Origin of the sequence: Pseudoalteromonas sp. P1-25, assembly GCF_001401805.1 — a bacterium.
In the GTDB taxonomy this organism is placed as follows: Bacteria; Pseudomonadota; Gammaproteobacteria; order Enterobacterales; family Alteromonadaceae; genus Pseudoalteromonas.
Genome location: NZ_LKDW01000007.1, coordinates 15,331 through 37,631, shown reverse-complemented (window position 1 = coordinate 37,631; position 22,301 = coordinate 15,331). Strand labels below are relative to the sequence as shown.

Sequence of the window (22,301 nt, the reverse complement as noted above, 5' to 3'; positions counted from 1 at the left end):
TTAAATTACAACATAATTATAAAATACTTATATTATTCATAAGGTTAAAAATGAAAACCAAACCGACAGGGCTTAAGCTCACTTATTTAAGTACGTGCTTAGTAAGCTTATTTAGCAGCCAAGTTATAGCTGCTGAGCAAAACCAACCAAGTAAAGGCGTAAAGGATGACGCAATAGAAAAAGTGACGATTGTTGCATCTCGCCAAGCTTATCAAGGTAACTTTAGCCCTTTAGAAACACCGCAATCCGAGCTTAAAATTGATTTAGAATCGCTTGAAAACGCAGGTGCAGTGAGCCTTGACCAGGCTCTTGATTTATCAGCTTCTGTTGCGCGCCAAAACAACTTTGGTGGGCTTTGGAATAGTTTTGCATTACGTGGTTTTGTCGGCGATGAAAACTTACCCAGTAATTATTTAGTAAATGGGTTTAATGCTGGGCGTGGGTTTGGTGGATCGCGTGATTTATCGGGTATTGAGTCGGTTGAGGTATTAAAAGGCCCACGTGCCGCTTTATTTGGCCGAGGCGAACCCGGTGGCACAGTAAACTTAGTTACAAAACGCCCAACGTTTGATACCGAAGGTGAAATTAAAGTTTCAGTAGGGAGTTTTGATACTTACCGCGGCGATGTTGATTACACAACGCCACTTAACGACGACGTAGCAATTAGACTGGTTGGCTTTTACCAAGACGCAAAAAGCTTTAGAGATACAATAGAAACCACAAAGCAAGGGTTTAGCCCATCAATAGTGTGGAATATAAACGACAACAGCCAATTAATATACGAACTTGAATACTCTAACCAAGAAGTACCCTTTGATAGAGGCGTATTAGCCATAGACGGTGAGCTTGGGCTTATCCCTGAAAGTCGCTTTTTAGGCGAGCCGGGGGATGGTCCGATTGAAGCCGACGTACTGGGGCATCAGTTAGAATATATTTATGACTTTAATGATAACTGGAGCATTTTGTTTGGTGCAAACTACCGCGATACCTCTATGGAAGGCTTTGCAACCGAAACGGGTTTTGGTGGCGTAGTAGATGGCGAAGTAAATCGCTTTAGACGCTACCGCGACTTTGATGCCAAATACCACGTATTGCGTGCAGAGCTAAGCGGAAGTATTGAGCTGGGCGGTTTTGAGCACCGTTTAATTATGGGTATAGATAGCGATAAATTTGAAAACGACCAAGTTATTCTGCGTGTACGGGGCGACCAATACATTAATGTATTTAACCCTGTTTACGGCGCATATGAATTACCCACGCCCACATCGAATACTGACCGTGTAGAAATTCAAGAGTCTGTAGGCATTTTCATTCAAGACCAAATAAGCTTAACCGATAAATTAGATATTCGTATTGGTGCACGTTTTGATGATTACGTGCAGCGCTTAAATAATCGTTTAGCAGGCACAAAAACAAAACAAACTGAGTCACGCGTGAGCCCGCAGCTTGGCGTGGTTTATGAAGCCAGTGATTATGTTTCTGTTTATGGCGCATACGGTGAAAACTTTCGTCCGCTTTCGGGCGCTGATGCCAACGGCGACGGTTTTGAGCCTAACCAATCCACTTCTGCAGAGCTTGGGGTTAAATTTACATTAAACGATGGCGCGTTATTTGGAACGGTTGCCGTATTTAAAGTAGAGCAAGACAACATGCTAGTGGTAGATGACCCTACCGCGTTTACTTATGCAGCGATTGGTGAAGCGCAAAGTAAAGGGATAGAAATTGATATAACGGGTGAGCTTACCGATAGTGTAGAAATTTGGGCATCGTATGCATATGTTGATGCTCAAATAGAAAACTCATTTTTTGATGCTAACTTTGGCTACACCGTTGAAGCCGGAGAGCCATTGTTAAACGTACCAGAGCACCAACTTAGCTTACAACTGGTTAAATCGGGTGACCTACATGGCAAAGCAATAAAATTTGGCGGTGGGTTATTATATGTTGATAACCGCAATGGCTTTTTTGGTACCGACTTTGAGTTACCAAGCTACACAACCGTACGTGCATTTGTAAATTACCAAGTAACAGACGCGATTGGCATTACGGCTGAGGTAAATAACCTGTTTGATGAAACGTATTACACAAACTCGTTTGCTGATGCGTGGGTACAACCTGGTACACCAAGAAACGTTAAGTTTTCTGCATCCTATAAGTTTTAAAATGCTTTAAGCTAAAAGTTCAGCGACCACTCATTCGCTGAAAATCAAAAGGCCGCTTACTTAAAGCGGCCTTTATTTTTGTTTACTCAATTACTACAAACATTAATTAGCGTGTTTGTATTTTTCAAAAATTTTGTAGTACTCCCCTGAGTTTTTTAATTTTTGCAGCTGTAAGTTAAAGTCATCACGTAGCTTTTTAGACTTGAATAAATAGCCATTTGGGCTTTTACCAAACAACGCGAAACGATCTACAGGTTGTGTGGTATCAATACCTTTAAGGGTTGAGCGATAGTAATCAAAACTTTGTTTATCCATTTGAATGACATCAGCTTTGTTTGAAAAAAGCATTTTTACTTGCAACGATTGGTCATGAACCTCGTAATATTGCGTATTCGCTTTAGCCATTTTTGCGTATTCTTCGCCTAACTGAATGGCTGCGCTGGGCCATGATATTAAGCTGAAATTCGCTAAGTCTGCTATTGATGTAAAGTTGAAGTTGTTGCTTTTTAGAGATATTGCCATATTTTCGTATACGTACGCCTCATCAGAAATATACCCATTGAGTAGGTTTCCGTTAGCGGTATTTAAATTTATATCGGCAATGACATCGATTCTGCCTTTAATGTAGCCTTTAGCGCGGCGCGTATAGGGGTAATAGCGTGGTTCTATTTGGTACCCTAAAGGCGTTAAGGCCGCTTTAATAATATCAATGGTTAAGCCACTGTGTGTATGTGATATTACAAATGGCGGCAGTGTTTCGCCAAACCCAACCACCAGTTTTTGTTTAGCCGCTGCTGTATTGGCAAAAGTAAATAAAAGTAGTGTGATTGCTATAAAAAAGGGTAACTTCATTAGGGTGTATAATTTAAATCATCATACTCAAAAGATAGTAACTAAGTGATTACATAACAAGTAAATAGCCCATTAAAGTACGATTTAATAACTTTAATGGGCTATATGAGTGCTTATGCGGACAAGTTTAACTCCGCTTTAAAAAGGAGCATAGCCGTCCGGTGTTGTTTTAGGTGTAGTCCAACGCGCTATTGGATCAATTTCTGTGCGCTTTGAACCCGGTGCAGGTATACGGCCATTATCGCCAAAAAGCCATAATACTAGGTTTGTTCTGTCGCCACTGGTTATCGGTTTTGCCGCGTGTGGTACACTGCCTTTATGGATCATGGCGCTGCCAGGTTTAAAACTAAGTTGTACTACTTTGCCATTTTTTTGGTCATAAAAATCAAGCTCTGAGCCGCTAAATTCTTCTCCTGGCAGATTTAAATTAATATTAAGTGTTACTGATGATGCATCAGTATGCGGGCGAATAGATGCATCAGTGTTAGGGTCGTAATAAATAGAAAACCCAAACGTTTGCGTATCGTAACCTATGATCTCAGGAAACAATAAACGTGAAATAGGGCGCATGTATGTATTTAATACTTGGTTATAAAATGCCTGAAAACTAGGAGCAGCTAAATAGCCCTCTGAGCGTTTGTCGAGCATGGCGCCGCGTCGGTTTAATACAATACCGTACGGTGGACGCATAGGTATATTAGCATTCCATACTTTTTCTAGGTAACCACGTAAAACTGCTAGGCGTTCAGGATCAAAAAATTGAAACTGATACACATCAGTCGCTACTTCTTCTAGTAGTGATTTTACTAAATGCTCTTTTGATGGATTTTGCCATGCAGCATTAACGGCTTCACGTAAGTTTTTATCGAGTAATGAATCGTCAAGGGTAAAGGTGGTTGTATCTACTTCGGTTTCTTCCCACTCTTTCCAGGCTTGTGTAAGTAGTTGGTCGTTGTTGTACCAAAAATGCTGTACTGAGTGCTCACGATTTAACATGGCTTCTCTTGAAGGTAACGCTAGAGCACGAGCAAGTTGTAATTGGGTGGCAGACATAATGTGTTACTCCAGTTGTTGAATTAGGTTTTATCAATCTAGGAGTGCAATTTATTATATTTATAAAGTTAGATAAATAAGCTGTTTTAGGAAACAGTATCAAAATAATGTTTATAATTATGGGCTGATTAAATAGAGTTAGCTTTTAGCTTTTAGCTTTTAGCTGATGGGTTTGTGTTAACCCATCAAGCATTTTACTATAGGCTTTTAATGAGTGACTCTGTCACCCCAAATTTCTTCTAGGCGGTTGTCACGTCCACACCGCCAGCGGTAGGTATTGTAGCGTATAGGGTTATTTTTGTAATAATCCTGATGGTAGCTTTCTTTACCTTTAATTGGGTAAAAAGTACTGGCATTTAGTATTGGCGTGACCACTGTTTGATTAGGGAATTCCGCTATTACTGCTTGTTTGGTTTGCTCTGCTATTTTGCGTTCTTGCTCGTTAGCTACAAATATGGCGCTTAAATAACTAGGACCTTTATCACAAAATTGGCCTTTGGCATCAAAGGGGTCGATATTTACCCAAAAATGATCAAGTATGCCTTTGTAGCTTACTACGTCTGGGTCGTAAGTAATTTGTACTGCTTCATAATGGCCTTGATGGTTACCATTGTAGGTCGGGTTTTTAATTTTACCGCCTGTAAAACCTGATATTACATCTTTTACGCCTTCGAGTTTTTCAAAGTCGCTTTCCATACACCAAAAACAACCACCGGCTAACTCTGCTTTTTCGGTTTTAGCTGCATGAGTAAACGTGCTAAACAAAATGGCGGCAGATGTTAATGCAAGTTTCAGTGATTTTTTCATAGGATAATCTACCTTTAGTTTGAGTTTAAATACATATTCTTAATAGCTAGACCTACTAAGTGTTATTACTATTTCATCGTGGGCGTATATAAGGTGCTAAGTAATGTACGTAATTCTTTTTAATTTAAGCCACATTTGAGTGAGTACCCGTATAGCACACGGTTGTATTATTAGAGTGTGTTTATTAAAGTGAAAACATTGAGATCAAAGTAGCAGGTGGTAAATGAACCAGTTAACCGAAAAATCGATAAGTTGCCCGTATTGTGGTGAAAGTATTGAGGTATTGCTAGATGCAGCAGATACTGATGAGCAATACATTGAAGATTGCCAAGTATGTTGTAAGCCTATTACGTTTGTTGTTTTTGAAGATGAAGACGAATTAAAAGTAAATGTATACAGTGAAGACGATACATTTTAGCCACTAGTTACGCTTTATATAGGAGGCTGCACACTGGCAGCCACTACCGCTTTTATACACGGGCGCTAGCTATTTTGCTCTCGGGCGAGTTGGTTTGGTAACAGCTCTTCTACAATTTCGCGAGCAGGGAGTGTATAACGTGTGCCGTTAAACATTACCGAAGTAAACTCGTTTATATTAGTAATGCCTGTTAGGGTCCAGCCCTCACCCCGTTTAGGGCAGTATACGGTTGTGGTAGGTTGAATTACTTTAAAATCGTCGCTCATTATTGCTCTCAATATTGGCTATAAAGATAATGCTTGTGAATACGTTATGGTAAGTTAATAATGCTTAACCATAAAGCGCTATTTTAACTCCTGTATAAAATGTTTAAAACAACTCAGCTTGAACGCGTTACATTGCGTTTAATTACTCATAAGCATGCCCCGCAGTTATTTACTATTTTGAACCACCCGCAGGTGAGCGAATTTAACGACTATCAAACCCCGTTAAGTAAGTGCCAAGTTAAGCAATTAATACAAGACGATATTACCGCCTATTACGAAGGCGAAGTGATAAGAGTGGCTATTGAACATAATATTAACGGCAAGTTAATGGGTACCTGCGGGCTTTATAATTTATCGCCTTGTAAAAGTAGGGCGTTTATTGGGTTTGAGCTTGACCCTATGTATTGGGATAAGGGCATTATGTTTGAGGTGATTACCGGCTTTGTTAAAACACTTAAGCAGGCTATACCGCTTAATTACTTAGCGGCGCAAGTAAGTGAACATAATGCGCGTTCGCATAACTTATTAGTTAAATTAGGCTTTAGCTTAGGTGAGCATTCTATTTGGTATAAACACGTTTAGTGCTGAATTAGGAATGTTTTAGTGCTGTATTTTATTATACACGTTAGTAAATTTCATCATAAGAGGAACAAATGCAATATAAAAAATAGCCAGTTTGGCTTATAGTTAAGCGTAAGCAAATGAATTTGTTACCCGAGTTTTTTAAACGTGTTCGCTTAACAAGGATTTTATATGCTAGAAAAACTATCTCAAGATGCCCTCGTTATTTGGGCCACCATAGACCCAATAGGTACCATGGCGCTTTTTGCTGCGCTCACTTCTCATTTAACTGATCAACAACGTCGTAAAACTGCGTTTAAAACGGTGCTATATGCAGGGGCTGTGTTACTAGGCTCTATTTTAATAGGGCAGCTTATTTTAAATGCGATGGGCATACGGCTGGTATCGTTTCAGTTAGGGGGCGGGATAATTTTATTTTTGTTTGGCCTGCAAATGATATTTGGCAGCGATTCTAATAAAGCAAAACAAGACCCAGGGCATGATATTGCAGTGTTTCCGCTTGCTATACCTGCTACCGCGACACCAGGGGCTATTTTAGCCGTTATATTATTAACCGATAATCATATTCACCCGATTACCACCCAAATGGGCACAGCGTTAATTACATTAGCAGTGCTGGGTGTAACCTTAATTTTGTTGTTGCTGTCGGGCAAAATTATAAAACTAATAGGTACGGGAGGTGCATCTATTTTAACACGTGTAATGGGGATGATACTGGCCGCTTTTTCTGTAGAGCTAATAATGACCGCACTTGAAATTAAGCAGTGGGTAACGCTGGGGCACTGATCTACTTTATTGGTTTGTTATAAAAAAAGGCGCACACTGTATTTATATACAGTGTGCGCCTTTTTGCTTATAATCGCTTTAATTTATACTTGTTTGCTAAAGCTAAAAAACTGACTTTACAAAATAAACAACCATTGCTGGTGGTCTTACAGTAAAAGAACACATCATACTAAATTATTCTTAAGTACTTAACTTAGCTAAAGAGTGTGCATTAATAAAAATAACCAACAAATAAGGGATAATTGGCTACTTATTTGATAACTCTATCGGCTTTTGATTATTACTTAGTTACTTTAGGTTTTACAAAAAGGGCGATAGCCACAACAGCGCTTAAAATACTGCATATTATAAATACGTTATGTTCACCCCCTGGTATATATTCCATAAACGAGGTAAAAAACTGCCCTGAGAATACGGCCATGGTAAAATACGACAAGTTACGTCCGCGAACGTTTTCGGGGCTTAGCTCTACGGTCATGTGGTTTAAAAGAGGAATGCTAAAACCAAAGCCAATACCAATTAATAGCGCGCCTAATACTAATATCAATGTGCTGGATTGTATAAAGCAAAGGTAAGATAAACCAAAGGCAATAAATGCAATCGCTAATACGTTTTTTTCACTAAGGCGTTTAGTTGCTCTAGGCATAAAACCCGCGGTGAATACAGCAACTAACGATATAAAAGCCAAAAGTTGGCCAATTTCAGACTCATTAAAATTTAGTGCGTGCAAGGTAATAGGTAACAGCACGGTTGAGGTAAAAAATATGGTCATTGCGAGGGTTGAAACTATATAAACTCCTTTAAGAGTTAATGCGTTTGAATTGCTCTTTTTGATTTGTTGAGTTTGCTCTGTGTTTTGCGTGTATATTTGCTGTTTTCGGGGCACAAACATGAGTAACATTGCTAAAAACACCCAAGCTATTAAATACAAAGCAAGAGGTAGCCCCCAATACTTTGACGCTAAAAAACCACCTAAAAATAAAAATATAACGCCACCTAGCTCTATTGCCATGCCTTGTTTGGCAATCATATTTAGACGCGCTGTGCCGCTATACCACATTGAAATTAATACAGTGCAACTTGCCATAACTACTGCGGTTACTCCGCCTAAAGCAAAACGATTAATAAATACTAAGGTTGGGCCATGTAAAAAATACGCACATGCACCTAATAAGCCGTATAAGAATAAGCCGATAATAAGTAAGGTGTAGGCGCCATATTTGTCTATAAACCTGCCGGCCAAAGGCGCAAACACCACAGCACCTAAAGAAGGTAAAGTAATTAATAACACGCTGTTGCTTTGTATGCCTAGACCATCAGCAATGGTAACTAAACCAGGTGCTAAAAGAGTGCCAACCATAATGGTTAAGCTAGCTATACATAATAATGTAAAGCTGCCGGCCGCTTTAAGTGAATTCATAGTCTCTCCAATTTATGTTGAATTTACGCTTTTTTAGCAAGCGCATTAAATAGGGCGCTTGTAACGATGAAAAAAATACTGATAGTGATCACGCCATACCAGCCATATACATCAAATGCTTTTACACCCGCAGCAGAACCAATAGCCCCGCCTAGGTAATAACCGAGCATATAAATGCCGTTTATCCTGCTTTGTGCACTGAGTTCTATACTAAAAACACGTACTTGATTTGAAACTTGGGCGCTAAACACCCCAAAGTCTATGAGTATTATGCCAACGATTAACGCCACTAAACTGCTACCGAATAGTCCTGTAATTAAAAAGCCTATCGCAATTAAGCAAAGCGATAGTGTAATAACGTTTGTAGAGTCAAACTTATTTACAAACTTACCCGCCAATTTTGCCCCAATAACCCCAGCAAGGGCTATAACACCAAAGAGTCCCGCTTGTTGCGCACTGTAATTAAATGGCTCATCACTTACATAAATAGCAAGGGTTGACCAAAGCACATTGAAAGCAGCAAACCAACAAGCCCCTGAAAACGTAAACATACGCAGTTGTTTATATTGTTTAAACAAACTCAAACTGCTTTTTATAAGTGCTAAATAACGTAAATTAGCGGATGGTTTATTAAGCGGTAAAAACACATAGAGAAGGGCGCCAAATAGTAAGGCCAATGCTGCCGACATATAAAAAACACTTTGCCAGCCTAAATGCTCACCCACAAAACCACTTAACGTACGGGAAAGTAATATTCCAAGGGTTAAGCCCATCATTAATGTACCCAGCGTAGCGCCTTTGTTTTCAGCGCTTACCATTGATGCCGCAAAAGGAATAAGCTGCTGTGTAATATTAGCGCCTACGCCAATTAAAAATACGCTTATAAGTAATACGTTTAAATTGGGCGCTAATGCCGCAATGAGCGACGTTGCAACTAACAAACCAGACAAAATAGTGATTAGTCTTCGCCTTGTGATTGAATCACCAAGGGGGGATATGAATAAAAGTGCAAAGGCATAGCCACATTGTGTTAATGCCGGAATGCTTCCTAATTGCGCGTCGCTTAAATTAAACGCTTCTTTTATTAAGGGAAGGATAGGTTGGTTGTAATACAAGTTTGCGGTGGTTGCAGCAATGGCACTTGTCATTAACAATAATAAAAATCGACTTATATGATTACTAGTTTCTACCCTAGACATACTTAATACCCATGTTTAATTAATGTGTAAACAATAAAACCTTTTTTGTAATAACAAAAATGTTATTATTTTATAGAATCTATACATTTTCGTTATTGGTTAAGTTGTGGATATTAAAATACTAAAAAGTTTTATTAGTGTGGCTAAACATAAGAGCTTCTCTGCTGCGGCGAGAGAATTACATACAGTACAACCCGCAATAAGCAGGCATGTATCTGGTCTTGAAGCCGAACTAGGTGTAAGTTTGTTTGTTCGCAACTCGCGCGATGTAGTTATTACGGAAGCCGGTGAGCAATTATTAAATGATGCTAATAAAATTATTGCGCTCACAGACCAAGCGACAACAAATGTAAAACGTGCCCACATCGGCCAAATTGGCTCTCTCACCATTGCCCATTTAAGCTCTGCATGTTTAACATTTATGGCAGCGATTGTGCGTAGCTACAAAGAAAAATACCCAAACGTTCACGTTACACTTATTGAAATGACAGCCACAGAGCAAATAGAGGCGCTTAAAAACGAGCGTATAGATATTGCGTTTTCACGGCCATTACCGGTTTCAATAGTTGATGAATATTTTAGTCACTGTATCTATGTGGATTCTTTAGTCGCTATTGTAAATACCAATCATACACTTGCTACTACTGACAGTATTGATTTAGCGGTTTTCAAAAACGAGCAGTTTATTATTTTCAACCGTGAAGAAGCGCTTGGCCTGTTTGATGAAACCATTATGCAATGTAAAAAAGCTGGTTTTTCGCCAAATATTATTAGCCAACCTAGGCATATGCAAACATTAGTTACGGAGGTAGCAGCAGGGCTTGGGGTCGCTATTGCACCATACTGCGTTCGCAAGTTGTACAGTGCAGGGTGCCATTTTATTTCACTTAACGATATTACTACGCAAATACCAGTAGAAATCCAATTTAAAAAAACACTTACCAACGCCGCAGTTGATGCATTTGTTGAAATTGCACTGAACGCGCGGACAGAAATTCAAAAAAGCATGACTCAATGCTAACATTTTCGATTATAAGTTTAATTAAGGGGTTACCCTTGGCCTTATAGCAAAATTGACACAAAAAAGCCCTGATATCTCAGGGCTTTTTAAAATTCAGTCGCATCTAAAACTTGTATCTAAAACCAATAGCAATACCATCGTCCTCAGATTGCTCCATTTGCGCTTGTTGAACTTTATCGTCACTTTCAAAGTCACTAAAATCTTTACGTGCTTCAGCATAGGCAATGGTGTTTTCATCAATTAAGTAATGAACGCCAATTACAGCAAATTGACGCTTAAATACATCGTTAGGATCTGCATTAAAGTTTGGTTGAATAACATAGTCGTCACCAGCGTCTAAAATGTTATAAGCGACAAAAGGGCGCACATCGTTGTCAAATCGGTACGACATAAACGTTTCTACACCAATAGAGTCTTTAATTAAGCGCCCTAGGTTATCCGTATCGTGGTTTTCACTTTTATTAATGTTAGCTGCAACGTATAAACCTGGCTTTTCAATGCTGCCCCACATAACACCGGCACCAAAAATTAAATCTTCAACGGTTTGGGTAGTGCCATCACCGTACGTTACATCAAATTCACCACGGTTTATTCCCGCTGTTAGCGTTAGCATATCGGTTGCGTTATAAGTTACAGAACCACCAAATGTGTAGTTAAATTCAACTTCTTGGGCTGCACTGTCGCCAGTATTCCAAAGGGCTTCACATGCATCTTCAGAAATATTATCAACATCACAGGTATAAAATTCGCTGTTTTTAAGCTGTGCCTGAACTGCAAAGCTAAATTCATTGTAGCTATTACGGTATTGAATTAATTTATCACCGCGGCCTGTGCCATTTACTGCACCGTCGTCTTTATTGTATGTGTAAACACCCGCAGCATTACCATCCCATACAAAGCTGTTATTGGTGCCGTAAACGACGTCGTACCACGCTCCCCATTGTTTACCAATGGTAATTTGTCCGTATTTTTCGTGAGATAGGCCAGCATAACCTAAACGATTATATAAAAACTCATCTTGAATAGACTCAAAGCGGTTATTGTAAATAATATCGCTACTACCAACAGGGTTTACACCCCATTCAACTAGCGCAAGTGCAGACCAGTCTTTTTTTAGCTCTCGAGTAAACCCAAAGTTAATACGCGATGTACCATTTACCACTTCGGTTTGGTTTTGGGTATTAATAACGCGCACATCAAGGTAACCACCCACTTTAATTGTGTTTTTATCATCCTTATAGAGCTCTATTGCTGAAACCGCTGGCGCGACTACAATGCTTGTTCCTAATAGCAGGGTTACAAAGTTTTTAATCATTTGTGATGCCTTGTGTGTGTTAACTTTAAATATGAGATTAAATTTTCAAAGGATGAGACTAGCAAAGCCATTATGGGCTCAAAAGTGAAAAATTATCATTGAAATTAGAATCTAATTTGAATAAATATTCACTGGAGGTTAATGGTGTTTTTATACTGTTAAGGAATGGGTTTTATTTGATTAAAAGCTAGTTAAATAGGATTAAAAAACGCGCGTTCAAACTGCGCTAAAAATGAGAATTTTTCAAGTTGAATAAAAATAAAACGCTAGTGTAAAAACTCTAAAAATCATTTTATATCATAAATATATACGCTGCTATCTGTTTTATAAAATGCTTTGCGATAAACAATCGACTTATTAAGTTAAATGGCTTTATTGGTGGCAAGTAAAATTGTGTAATGGCGCATGAATCGAACTGTGATATTTGATATAAGCTCATTTTTTAGTTGAATAAGCATTCACTGACTTAATCACGTTTTAAGCACTCTTTGCTAGGGATTAATTTAGGTATTTAATGAGTGGAATAGGGTACAGTTCGGGTGCTTTCAACCCTAAACTTTCATAGAAAAAAAGCTGTATTTAGTTTAAACTGCGCGCAATTTAAATACATCATGTCCCCTTGGAGGGTAGCGCTATTATTAGTACAGCTAACATCACCATGCAATTTGGTGCTAAACCGTTATTTGAAAACATATCTGCAAAGTTTGGCGAAGGAAACCGTTACGGTTTAATTGGTGCAAACGGCTGTGGTAAATCTACATTTATGAAAATCCTAAGTGGTGAATTAGAACCATCTTCAGGTAACGTAAGTACAGATCCAAATGAACGCGTGGCTAAACTAAACCAAGACCAGTTTGCTTACGAAGAATACTCTGTAATTGATACGGTGATCATGGGTCATAAAGAATTATGGGATATTAAGCAAGAGCGCGACCGCATTTACTCATTACCAGAAATGAGCGAAGAAGATGGCATGAAAGTAGCCGATTTAGAAACTGAATTTGCCGAAATGGACGGCTATTCTGCAGAGTCTAAAGCCGGTGAGCTTTTACTAGGTGTTGGTATTGGTACTGAGCAGCATTACGGCCCAATGTCTGAAATAGCGCCAGGTTTTAAACTACGTGTATTACTTGCGCAAGTGCTGTTTTCTGATCCTGATATTATGTTACTGGATGAGCCCACCAATAACTTGGACATTTACACCATTAAATGGTTAGAAGATGTACTTAATCAGCGCGACTGCACCATGATCATCATCTCGCATGACCGTCACTTTTTAAACTCAGTATGTACGCACATGGCCGATATTGATTACGGTGAGCTGCGTATTTACCCGGGTAACTACGATGAGTACATGTTTGCAGCAACGCAAGCTCGTGAACGCCTATTAAGCGAAAACGCTAAAAAGAAAAGCCAAATTGCTGAACTACAGCAGTTTGTATCACGCTTTTCTGCAAACGCATCAAAGGCTAAACAAGCTACCTCGCGTGCAAAACGCATTGATAAAATTCAGCTAGAAGAAGTGAAAGCCTCTTCTCGCCAGTCTCCATTTATTCGCTTTGAGCAAGAAAAGCAACTATTTCGTAACGCGCTGGAGATAAGTAACCTTAGCCAAGGCTTTGAAGACAATACCTTGTTTTCAAATTTAGAAGGCTTAGTGGAAGTTGGCGAGCGAATTGCCATTATCGGTGAAAATGGTGTTGGTAAAACAACATTACTAAACACACTTGCAGGGCGTTTGGCACCTAAAACGGGTGAGTTTAAATGGTCTGAAAATGCGAACATTGGTTACTATGCGCAAGATCATGCTGACGAGTTTGAAAAAGATATGAACTTGTTTGAGTGGATGGAGCAATGGCAACAAGAAGGTGACGACGAGCAAGTGGTTCGAGGCTTTTTAGGGCGTATGTTGTTTTCGCAAAACGATATTAAAAAGTCTGTAAAAGTTATTTCAGGTGGTGAACAAGGCCGTATGTTATTTGGTAAAATTATGATGCATAAACCAAATATACTGTTAATGGACGAACCTACAAACCACATGGATATGGAATCTATCGAGGCGTTAAACCTTGCATTAGAAGCCTATGAAGGCACATTATTATTTGTCTCGCACGATCGTCAGTTTGTATCATCAGTTGCTACCCGTATTTGGGAGATTAAAGACGGCCAGGTGATTGACTTTAGAGGCAACTACAGTGAATACCTAGCGAGCAAAGAAGTATAATCGCTTTGTAATTGCATCTCTTTAAAAGCCATGTTTAAACATGGCTTTTTTTGTTTTTGTGAGTCGCAATTAAACTTGGTTTGGGTATAATACCCGCCTAAAACCGGACATAAGTCCGCTATTTTTAAAATACATTACTGAGGAGTATTTATGACTGTTGGCATTATTATGGGTTCTAAATCAGATTGGCCAACCATGGAACACGCAGCACTCATGCTCGAAAAATTTGGTATTGAGTACGAAACGAAAGTGGTCTCTGCGCACCGCACTCCTCAACTTCTTGCAGATTATGCAAATTCAGCAAGCGATCGTGGCATAAAAGTGATTATTGCTGGCGCCGGTGGCGCTGCACATTTACCCGGTATGGCAGCAGCATTTACATCGCTTCCTGTGCTAGGTGTACCGGTTAAATCTAAAGCCTTAAACGGTGTCGATTCGTTATTGTCTATTTGCCAAATGCCGAAAGGTGTAGCCGTAGGGACACTTGCCATTGGTGAGCCGGGCGCTGCTAACGCAGGTTTACTGGCTGCACAAATTTTAGGGTGCCAAAACCCAAAGATTTTTGCAAAAATTGAAGCATTTCGTAAAGAGCAAACCGAGAGTATTTTAGCTAACCCTAATCCTGCAGAGTAAAAATGAAAATTTTAATTTTAGGTGCCGGCCAACTTGCGCGAATGATGAGCCTAGCAGGCGCCCCCCTTAATTTAAATGTGGTTGCGTACGATGTAGGCAGCCAAAAGATTATGCACCCGCTAACAGGTGAAGTTTTCACTACCACACTTGAGCAAGCAATTAGTGACGCTGATGCGATTACCGCTGAGTTTGAACACATTCCTGATGATGTACTAACACTGTGCTGTAACAGTAATAAATTTTATCCAGGAAAAGCCGCCATTAAAACCGGTGGGGACCGCGCACTAGAAAAAGCGCTACTCGATAAAACAAACGTTGCATGTGCGCCTTACCAACTGATCACAGAAAAAGCGCACTTAGAATTAGCGGTTAAAAACCTTGGTAAGCCGCTGGTTATTAAAACCTGCCAAGCAGGGTACGATGGGAAAGGCCAGTGGCGTTTAAAATCAGATGACCAAATAGAGCAAATTTGGTCTGAAATGGCTGACTTTATTGCCTCAGGCACTCAGGATGCACCGCACAGTATTATTGCTGAAAAAATGATCCCGTTTGACCGTGAAGTCTCTATTATTGGCGCACGCGATAAACACGGTAATGTAGCTATTTACCCAATTACTGAAAACGAGCACACCAACGGCGTGCTTACATTATCGATTGCAGGTAAAAATAACACACTGATTGAGCAGCAAGCCCATAGTGCATTTACAAAAATTGCCAACGAGCTTAATTACGTTGGCGTACTTGCCATTGAATTTTTTGATGTTAACGGCACTTTACTGGTTAACGAAATTGCGCCGCGGGTTCATAATTCTGGGCACTGGACACAGCAAGGCAGCCATTGTTCACAGTTCGAAAACCATATGCGCGCTGTTGCAGGTCTACCGCTAGGTAATACAGAGCTTAAACATATTACCGCCATGATTAACGTGCTGGGCCAAGGATGTATTCCTACCGAGGTTTTAAACGTTAGTGATGTAACTAGCCACTGGTACGGAAAAGCAGCAAAACCTGGGCGTAAAATGGGGCATATTAATGTATCTGCAGATAGCATTAACAATTTAGCCGATAAACTTGGGCAACTTACCGATTACCTTCCTGAGCAGGACTACCCCGGTGTTTTAAAAGCCGCAACTGCGCTCATGCTAAGTGAGTAGCGTAATTTAATACCGGCTTTAGCCGGTATTTTTTTGTCATAAAAATAGGTATTACTTGTGTAATACTGGTAAAGTCTATTTTTTAATTTTTTGAAGTAAAAAAATGAAACAAAAATTACTTTATGGCGCATTAGCCATTGTCGCTTCATTTAGTTTAAATGCTACAGCCAGCGAAAGCCTTCGTATTGCCACCTTTAACGTGAGTATGGATGCGACTAATCACACGCCAAAAGGCGAACAAGTTAATCCTGATGCACTTGTTAATGCACTAAAATCAAACCACCAGCAAATAAAAAATATTGCCGAAATAATTCAGCGTGTTCGCCCTGATATTATTTTATTAAACGAGTTTGACTACGTACCAAAAGCGCAAGGTATAGATTATTTTAAACGCCATTTTTTAAATGTGAGTCAAAATAAACAATCACCAATTGATTACCCATACAGCTTTATAGCCCCAGTGAATACGGGCTTAGCGACTGACTTTGACCTTGATAACAACGGTAAAAAAACAAAAGTAATGGGGGATGCACAAGGCTTTGGTTTTTTTGAAGGGCATTATGGCATGGCTGTATTGTCTAAATACCCAATTAATATTGAAAAACTACGTACATTACAAACCTTTAAATATAAAGATATGCCTGATGCGCAAATGCCAATTGACCCTAAAACAAAAGAAAATTGGTATAACACGCAAGAATGGCAAGCGCTTAGGCTCAGCTCTAAATCATTTTGGGATGTACCCGTTGTCGTAAACAATAAAACAGTGCATGTACTTGCTTCGCACCCAACACCACCGGTATTTGATGGTGATGAAGACAGAAACGGCAAACGTAATCACGATGAAGTGAGATTAATTGCTGATTATGTTGCTAATCAGCCCTATATTTATGACGATAAAGGCCAAAAAGGCGGGTTAGATGCAAACTCGCGGTTTGTAATATTAGGTGACTTAAACGCCGCAGCTGAAGGGGATAAAGCACGGCTAGAAACCACCTATCAAATTTTAAATAACCCGCTAATAAATTCGCAATTTATACCACAAAGCGCTGGTGCTAAAGAGCAATACCCGCAGCCATACGCTAAGCATTTTACCGCTAACTGGCAAGCACGTGTAGATTATGTTTTACCTTCTACCTATGGGTTTAAAATAAAAGACGGCGGCGTGTTTTGGCCTACTAAAAACAGCGAGCAATATAGATTAATAAAAGACAGAAACGCATCGAGCGATCATCGATTGGTGTGGCTAGATTTGCTAATAGAGTAAACTCAGCTTTACCGTGCAAATGTGTTATTTATCTTAAAAAATTGCAATAACTCAAGTGCTTCTGCTTAAATACGGTTCAATTATAATAACCGTTCAGAAGCACTATGATTTTTAACTTATCGTCATCAAAAACATTAGTAGCGCTTGCTGTAACCTCAAGCATTATGCTTACAGGTTGTAGTGCTACCGCTAATACCTCTTTATCACAGCAAAGCGCTTTACAAGCAACTCCCGTTGCAGCGGTTGTAAACACACCTGCTGATGCCGGCTCACAAAATATTACCTTAGAACAGGCCATGGCAAACCCAGATTGGATAGGTAACCAGCCTAAAAATGCCTACTGGGCAGGTGACTCAACTAGCATTATTTATGCTCAAAAGCAGCAAGGCAGCACCCTAAACGATATTTATAGCCAACAAATTAATAGTAAAAATGCTCAACAGGTATCACTGGATAAGCTACATACCATAGGCGCTTCTAAAGCGGTTTATTCATCTGATAGAACACTTCAAGCTTATACGTTTAAAGGCAATGTTTTTGTTAAAAACCTAACGACAGGTGAACTTAAACAAATAACGGCTACCTCTGCAACCGAGTCTAAACCACAGTTTTTAAATAATGGTGATTTAGTTTACCGCCAAGGTAATGTGTTTTTTAAAGTTGATTTAAAAACAGGGCTAACTACAGAGCTTGTTAACTTAAAATTGGCAGATGAACCAAAAGGGTTACAAGAGCCAAGTAGTTACCTAGCCAAAGAGCAGCACAAACTAATTGAATTTGTGGCGCTACAGCATAAAAACAAACAGGACAGTCAAACACGCAATGAGCAAATAAACGCGCAAAATAGCTCCATTGCTAACACTGCTTTTTACTTAGGTGATGGCAACGTCATTAAAGAAGCGCAGCTATCTCCAAACGGCGATGCTTTAATTGTTGTTCTGCAAAAGCAGCAATCTTGGCGTGATAAAGGCGATATTATGCCTAACTACATCACCGATGATGCCACCATTGAGCCTAAAAAAGTGCGCCGTCGTGTTGCTGATGCAAAAGAGCAAACATCACGTGTAATACACATTAATCTTGTAGATAAAACACAAACGCCACTGAGCTTTGATACGCTACCGGGCTTTGATGAAGATGTTTTAGCTGAGGTTAAAAAAGAAAACTACGCGCGAGAGGGTAAAACGTATAAATCTAAAAAGTCACCACGTGGCATTAACTTAATCACTAATTGGGGTTTAAACCAAGCCCCCATAGTATGGAATGATGACGGCACACAAGTCGCTATTATGCTAGAAGCATGGGATAACAAAGACCGCTGGATAGCCACAATCGACTTTGATAAAAACGAGCTTGTATCGCAGCACCGCTTACATGATGATGCGTGGATAGCTTACGCGTTTAACAATTTTGGCTGGTTACATAATTCCAACACCTTATATTACCTCTCAGAAGAATCGGGCTATAGCCAGCTTTACAAAAAACCCCTTAATGGCAAAGCAACCGCTTTAACGAGTGGCCAGTTTGAAGTATCGGACATTACGTTAACGCACGATAACAGTGCTATTTATTACAAGGCAAACGTAGAGCACCCAGGCCTTTACGAAATTTACCGTGTTAACCCGCAGACAGGTAAAAATGAGCAAATTACTGATCTAAACGGTATGACCGACTACACGCTAAGCCCGGATGAAAGTAAATTGCTGCTTAAGCACTCTAAAATTACAATGCCAACAGAGCTTTATGTTGCCGATGCTAAAGCAAATACACAAGCTACGCGTTTAACTTACACTGTATCGGAGGAGTTTTTAGCTAAAAAGCTCACCGCACCTAAAATTGTTGCTGTGCCATCGAGTCATACCGACCAGCCAATTTACGCAAAAGTGTATTACCCAAGTGACTATGTAGAAGGTGAATCAGGCAAAACCCGTAAAGCGGTTATTTTTAACCACGGCGCAGGGTACTTACAAAACTCGCACATGGGTTGGTCTGTGTATTTTCGTGAGTTTATGTTTCATTCATTACTTGCCGATGAAGGCTACATAGTGATGGATATGGATTACCGCGCTTCTAAAGGTTACGGTCGCGATTGGCGTACTGCCATTTATCGTCAAATGGGCACACCTGAAACGCAAGATTTGGCAGATGGCGTAAAATGGATGGCGCAAAACGCCAATGTTGATACCAACGCAGTAGGTACATACGGTGGCTCATACGGCGGGTTTATGACCTTTATGGCACTATTTACTGCACCTGAGCTGTTTCAATCGGGGGCAGCACTTCGTCCAGTAACCGATTGGGCACATTACAACACCGCTTACACGGCTAATATTTTAAACCACCCTGATGTAGACCCTATTGCGTATGAGCGCAGCTCACCAATTTACTTCGCTGAGGGGTTAAACAAGCGCTTATTAATTAACGCGCCTATGGTTGACGATAATGTGTTTTTCCAAGACTCAGTTCGTTTAGTACAGCGATTAATTGAACTTGAGAAACAAAACTTTGAAACGGCTATTTTCCCAGTTGAACCGCATGGCTTTGTGCAGCCATCAAGCTGGTTAGATGAATACCGCCGTATCTATAAGTTATTTAAAGAAACCCTGTAAATAGCTTATAAAACGTATAAAAACGCCACTTAATTAAGTGGCGTTTTATTTTTTACGTAGCTAGTTAACAATGGGAAGGCAAGCAATGTGCCGCCAACAGCGCCAATTAAATGTGCATCAATAGCAACGGTTGAATCAATTAATTGACCTATAGTGGCATCGGGGCCGTTTACTTGCTCCATTATTATTTTTATCCACACGCCTATAAATAACAAATAACCCGATTTAAGCGACAGGGTAATGTCTTTCACCGCTCCCCAAATAATGACACCATGCAATAGGGCACTTAACCCCGTATATATAGATATGGCTGGGCAGAACCATAATACGCCTAGCCCACACCAAAGGGCTAAAAAACACACATTAAAGGCATAACGCCCAGGCGATGTGTACTCACCATGAAGTAACCAAATTAAAAATACACCTAATGCGTTTAACCCTAAGTGAACCCAATTAGCATGTACAAATTGGCTGGTAAACACCCGCCAAACTTCGCCGTTTTCAATGAGCGCTCGGTTAAATTCAAGTAAATTATTTAAATCAAATGCAGCAAAAATAATACTAAAAAGCATCAAAAATAATGGTGGAAGTAAATAACGAGGTTGAAGCGGTAAATTAAGCATTTTATTGTATTTTTTTAGTCAAAATTTTTGCATATTGTGCCCGTTTAACTTTAAGATGCCAAATACAACTACGTAATTAAGTGTTTTTAGTATTTTTATGCATTTTAAACTTAAGTCATTATTTACTATTGGTTTGTTTGCAGTAACGCTGCCAACAATAGCCAAACAACCTACCAAAGTAGAAATTCGCGAGCCAGAAGCCACCACCTCAATTGTACAAAAGCAATTAGTCACAGGTGAGCAATACATGGTTGCCGCAGCCAACCCTTATGCCTCGCAAGCAGGGCAGCAAATTCTAGCCAAAGGCGGTAGCGCAGTCGATGCGGCAATTGCAACGCAATTAGTTCTGACCTTAGTTGAGCCACAGTCGTCGGGCATTGGTGGTGGTACATTTATGATGTACTACAACAAAGCCGATAACACTCTCACAAGCTTTGATGGCCGTGAAACCGCACCGCAAAATGCAGACGAAAACCTGTTTTTAGATAAACACGGTAAAGCCGTTAAATGGATTGAGGCGGTTGTTGGCGGTCGCTCTGTAGGTGTGCCAGGTATTTTGCACGCCTTTGCAAACGCGCATCAACAATACGGTAAGCTTGCTTGGAGCGAGTTATTTAAACCCGCTATTAAACTGGCCGAGCAGGGTTTTGAGGTGTCGCCACGTTTACACGGGTTATTGGCTCGCCAATTAAACCCAGGTGTAATGAGCATGCCGGTGATTAACGAGTACTTTTACCCTAATGGGAAGTTAATTAAAGCCGGTACTATTAAAAAAAATCAGCCTTTAGCAAATTTATACAAAGACATTGCTAAACGAGGCATTGATGCATTTTATAAAGGCGATAACGCTAAACAAATGGTAAACGCAGTGCAAAATTCAAAAATTGCACCGGGTACATTAAGCGAATCAGACCTGGCTAATTATAAAAGCAAGCAACGCGATGCTGTGTGTATTAAATACCGTGCTTATAATGTGTGCTCTATGGCCCCACCTAGTAGCGGAGGTGTAGCGGTATTACAAATTTTAGGCTTACTTGAACACAAAGACATAAGTGCGCTTAAGCCTAATAGCGAAGAGGCAATTCATTACTTTAGCCAAGCCTCACGCATAGCATTTGCCGATCGTAATATGTACATGGGCGACCCTGATTTTACGCAAGTGCCTACCAAAGAGCTGTTAAATAAAAAGTACATTGCATCACGCGCCAAGCTTATTACTGAGCAAGACACAAAAGCAGTAGCAGGTAACCCCGTAGGCTATTTAAGCTACGCAAAAGATGATTCTTTTGAGTTGCCATCAACTTCTCACGTATCCATTGTAGATAGCTTTGGTAATGCCGTATCTATGACCAGCTCAATTGAAATGGCGTTTGGCTCAACGGTGATGGTTAATGGCTTTATTTTAAATAACCAATTAACCGATTTTGCGCTTTCGCCACGTATTGACGGCAAATTAGTAGCTAACCGCGTTGAAGCGGGAAAACGCCCACGCAGCTCTATGTCGCCGGTAATGGTGTTTAACAACGACGGCAGCTTACGTTTAGTGGTTGGCTCGCCAGGCGGCAGCCGTATCATTGATTATGTGGCGCAAGTGGTTATTGGTGTACTGGATTGGAACTTATCGGCCCAAGAGGCGATTAACCTGCCAAGAACCACCAACCGTAACGATTACACTAGCCTTGAAAAAGGCACCGCGCTTGAAGCCATAGCACCGCAATTAACTAAACGCGGCCATAATGTGCGTGTACTTGATTTAAACTCTGGTTTACATGCGGTAGAGGTCAAAGATAATAAATTGTATGGCGGTGCCGACCCGCGTCGCGAAGGGGTTGCTTTGTCGGATTTAACTGACAAAAACGCCACTATCAAATTTTAATTTATGTATAATAGCCATGCAGGCAGTGATGCCT

19 protein-coding genes are annotated in these 22,301 nt (G+C 40.0%); 11 read left to right on the top strand and 8 right to left on the bottom strand.

Annotated elements, in window-relative coordinates:
* Positions 1-50: 50 nt before the first annotated feature.
* On the top strand, positions 51-2,162 hold the full coding sequence (locus AN393_RS06445) for a TonB-dependent siderophore receptor (RefSeq protein ID WP_055017640.1): 2,112 nt from the start codon (positions 51-53) through the stop codon (positions 2,160-2,162).
* 102 nt (positions 2,163-2,264) lie between these two features.
* Here AN393_RS06445 and AN393_RS06440 read toward each other — a convergent pair whose 3' ends face one another.
* The 3 genes from AN393_RS06440 to msrA all read right to left on the bottom strand — a co-directional run bounded on the left by AN393_RS06440 (position 2,265) and on the right by msrA (position 4,874).
* A complete protein-coding gene (locus tag AN393_RS06440; RefSeq protein WP_055014813.1) occupies positions 2,265-3,014 on the bottom strand; it encodes an ABC transporter substrate-binding protein in 750 nt (249 codons plus the stop codon).
* A 138-nt stretch (positions 3,015-3,152) separates the two neighbouring features.
* Positions 3,153-4,067, bottom strand: a complete 915-nt coding sequence (locus tag AN393_RS06435) for a 2OG-Fe(II) oxygenase family protein (RefSeq protein WP_055017639.1) — start codon at positions 4,065-4,067, stop codon at positions 3,153-3,155.
* A gap of 207 nt (positions 4,068-4,274) precedes the next feature.
* The gene (gene msrA / locus AN393_RS06430; protein ID WP_055017638.1) at positions 4,275-4,874 is read right to left on the bottom strand and encodes a peptide-methionine (S)-S-oxide reductase MsrA; all 600 of its coding nucleotides are present in this window, start codon (positions 4,872-4,874) and stop codon (positions 4,275-4,277) included.
* 223 nt (positions 4,875-5,097) lie between these two features.
* On the opposite strand from msrA, the gene AN393_RS06425 reads away from it, so the two are divergent.
* Positions 5,098-5,292, top strand: coding sequence for a CPXCG motif-containing cysteine-rich protein (locus AN393_RS06425; protein ID WP_055014809.1), 195 nt, complete (start codon positions 5,098-5,100; stop codon positions 5,290-5,292).
* A gap of 65 nt (positions 5,293-5,357) precedes the next feature.
* Here the strand turns inward: AN393_RS06425 and AN393_RS06420 are convergent, their stop codons facing one another.
* A complete protein-coding gene (locus AN393_RS06420; RefSeq protein ID WP_055014808.1) occupies positions 5,358-5,558 on the bottom strand; it encodes a hypothetical protein in 201 nt (66 codons plus the stop codon).
* 99 nt (positions 5,559-5,657) lie between these two features.
* On the opposite strand from AN393_RS06420, the gene AN393_RS06415 reads away from it, so the two are divergent.
* Both AN393_RS06415 and AN393_RS06410 read left to right on the top strand, forming a co-directional pair.
* Entirely contained in the window at positions 5,658-6,140 is a 483-nt protein-coding gene (locus tag AN393_RS06415) for a GNAT family N-acetyltransferase (RefSeq protein ID WP_055017637.1), read from the top strand.
* A gap of 171 nt (positions 6,141-6,311) precedes the next feature.
* A complete protein-coding gene (locus AN393_RS06410) occupies positions 6,312-6,926 on the top strand; it encodes a MarC family protein (protein ID WP_055014806.1) in 615 nt (204 codons plus the stop codon).
* 280 nt (positions 6,927-7,206) lie between these two features.
* On the opposite strand, the gene AN393_RS06405 is transcribed toward AN393_RS06410, so the two are convergent.
* Positions 7,207-8,346 (bottom strand): MFS transporter, encoded by a 1,140-nt coding sequence (locus AN393_RS06405; RefSeq protein ID WP_055017636.1) that lies wholly within the window; start codon positions 8,344-8,346, stop codon positions 7,207-7,209.
* A gap of 23 nt (positions 8,347-8,369) precedes the next feature.
* Positions 8,370-9,545 carry an MFS transporter gene (locus AN393_RS06400; protein WP_055017635.1) on the bottom strand — a complete coding sequence of 392 codons (1,176 nt, stop codon included), beginning with the start codon at positions 9,543-9,545 and terminating at the stop codon, positions 8,370-8,372.
* 106 nt (positions 9,546-9,651) lie between these two features.
* Between AN393_RS06400 and AN393_RS06395 the strand changes: the two genes are divergently transcribed.
* Complete coding sequence (locus AN393_RS06395; protein WP_055014803.1) at positions 9,652-10,566, top strand: LysR family transcriptional regulator; 915 nt, start codon at positions 9,652-9,654, stop codon at positions 10,564-10,566.
* 103 nt (positions 10,567-10,669) lie between these two features.
* Here the strand turns inward: AN393_RS06395 and AN393_RS06390 are convergent, their stop codons facing one another.
* Complete coding sequence (locus AN393_RS06390; protein WP_055017634.1) at positions 10,670-11,881, bottom strand: porin; 1,212 nt, start codon at positions 11,879-11,881, stop codon at positions 10,670-10,672.
* A gap of 634 nt (positions 11,882-12,515) precedes the next feature.
* Between AN393_RS06390 and AN393_RS06385 the strand changes: the two genes are divergently transcribed.
* From AN393_RS06385 to AN393_RS06365, 5 genes are all read left to right on the top strand, one after another.
* A complete protein-coding gene (locus AN393_RS06385) occupies positions 12,516-14,105 on the top strand; it encodes an ABC-F family ATPase (protein ID WP_082422686.1) in 1,590 nt (529 codons plus the stop codon).
* A gap of 150 nt (positions 14,106-14,255) precedes the next feature.
* A complete protein-coding gene (gene purE, locus AN393_RS06380; RefSeq protein WP_055017632.1) occupies positions 14,256-14,738 on the top strand; it encodes a 5-(carboxyamino)imidazole ribonucleotide mutase in 483 nt (160 codons plus the stop codon).
* 2 nt (positions 14,739-14,740) lie between these two features.
* On the top strand, positions 14,741-15,892 hold the full coding sequence (locus AN393_RS06375; RefSeq protein ID WP_055014799.1) for a 5-(carboxyamino)imidazole ribonucleotide synthase: 1,152 nt from the start codon (positions 14,741-14,743) through the stop codon (positions 15,890-15,892).
* A gap of 103 nt (positions 15,893-15,995) precedes the next feature.
* Positions 15,996-17,159 (top strand): endonuclease/exonuclease/phosphatase family protein, encoded by a 1,164-nt coding sequence (locus AN393_RS06370; RefSeq protein ID WP_055017631.1) that lies wholly within the window; start codon positions 15,996-15,998, stop codon positions 17,157-17,159.
* 104 nt (positions 17,160-17,263) lie between these two features.
* Complete coding sequence (locus tag AN393_RS06365) at positions 17,264-19,768, top strand: prolyl oligopeptidase family serine peptidase (protein ID WP_055014797.1); 2,505 nt, start codon at positions 17,264-17,266, stop codon at positions 19,766-19,768.
* A gap of 29 nt (positions 19,769-19,797) precedes the next feature.
* Here AN393_RS06365 and rrtA read toward each other — a convergent pair whose 3' ends face one another.
* Positions 19,798-20,391, bottom strand: coding sequence for a rhombosortase (gene rrtA, locus AN393_RS06360; RefSeq protein ID WP_055014796.1), 594 nt, complete (start codon positions 20,389-20,391; stop codon positions 19,798-19,800).
* Between the two features lie 97 nt (positions 20,392-20,488).
* Between rrtA and ggt the strand changes: the two genes are divergently transcribed.
* A complete protein-coding gene (ggt, locus tag AN393_RS06355; protein ID WP_055014795.1) occupies positions 20,489-22,267 on the top strand; it encodes a gamma-glutamyltransferase in 1,779 nt (592 codons plus the stop codon).
* The last annotated feature ends 34 nt before the right edge of the window (positions 22,268-22,301 follow it).

What these genes read in the sequence shown, in the direction of transcription:
- AN393_RS06400 (WP_055017635.1), bottom strand. Translation starts at nt 9,545, where the DNA reads ATGTCTAGGGTAGAAACTAGTAATCATATAAGTCGATTTTTATTATTG.
- AN393_RS06390 (WP_055017634.1), bottom strand. Translation starts at nt 11,881, where the DNA reads ATGATTAAAAACTTTGTAACCCTGCTATTAGGAACAAGCATTGTAGTC.
- AN393_RS06420 (WP_055014808.1), bottom strand. Translation starts at nt 5,558, where the DNA reads ATGAGCGACGATTTTAAAGTAATTCAACCTACCACAACCGTATACTGC.
- rrtA (WP_055014796.1), bottom strand. Translation starts at nt 20,391, where the DNA reads ATGCTTAATTTACCGCTTCAACCTCGTTATTTACTTCCACCATTATTT.
- AN393_RS06415 (WP_055017637.1), top strand. Translation starts at nt 5,658, where the DNA reads ATGTTTAAAACAACTCAGCTTGAACGCGTTACATTGCGTTTAATTACT.
- AN393_RS06375 (WP_055014799.1), top strand. Translation starts at nt 14,741, where the DNA reads ATGAAAATTTTAATTTTAGGTGCCGGCCAACTTGCGCGAATGATGAGC.
- AN393_RS06445 (WP_055017640.1), top strand. Translation starts at nt 51, where the DNA reads ATGAAAACCAAACCGACAGGGCTTAAGCTCACTTATTTAAGTACGTGC.
- msrA (WP_055017638.1), bottom strand. Translation starts at nt 4,874, where the DNA reads ATGAAAAAATCACTGAAACTTGCATTAACATCTGCCGCCATTTTGTTT.
- AN393_RS06425 (WP_055014809.1), top strand. Translation starts at nt 5,098, where the DNA reads ATGAACCAGTTAACCGAAAAATCGATAAGTTGCCCGTATTGTGGTGAA.
- AN393_RS06370 (WP_055017631.1), top strand. Translation starts at nt 15,996, where the DNA reads ATGAAACAAAAATTACTTTATGGCGCATTAGCCATTGTCGCTTCATTT.
- AN393_RS06435 (WP_055017639.1), bottom strand. Translation starts at nt 4,067, where the DNA reads ATGTCTGCCACCCAATTACAACTTGCTCGTGCTCTAGCGTTACCTTCA.
- ggt (WP_055014795.1), top strand. Translation starts at nt 20,489, where the DNA reads ATGCATTTTAAACTTAAGTCATTATTTACTATTGGTTTGTTTGCAGTA.
- AN393_RS06410 (WP_055014806.1), top strand. Translation starts at nt 6,312, where the DNA reads ATGCTAGAAAAACTATCTCAAGATGCCCTCGTTATTTGGGCCACCATA.
- purE (WP_055017632.1), top strand. Translation starts at nt 14,256, where the DNA reads ATGACTGTTGGCATTATTATGGGTTCTAAATCAGATTGGCCAACCATG.
- AN393_RS06440 (WP_055014813.1), bottom strand. Translation starts at nt 3,014, where the DNA reads ATGAAGTTACCCTTTTTTATAGCAATCACACTACTTTTATTTACTTTT.
- AN393_RS06405 (WP_055017636.1), bottom strand. Translation starts at nt 8,346, where the DNA reads ATGAATTCACTTAAAGCGGCCGGCAGCTTTACATTATTATGTATAGCT.
- AN393_RS06365 (WP_055014797.1), top strand. Translation starts at nt 17,264, where the DNA reads ATGATTTTTAACTTATCGTCATCAAAAACATTAGTAGCGCTTGCTGTA.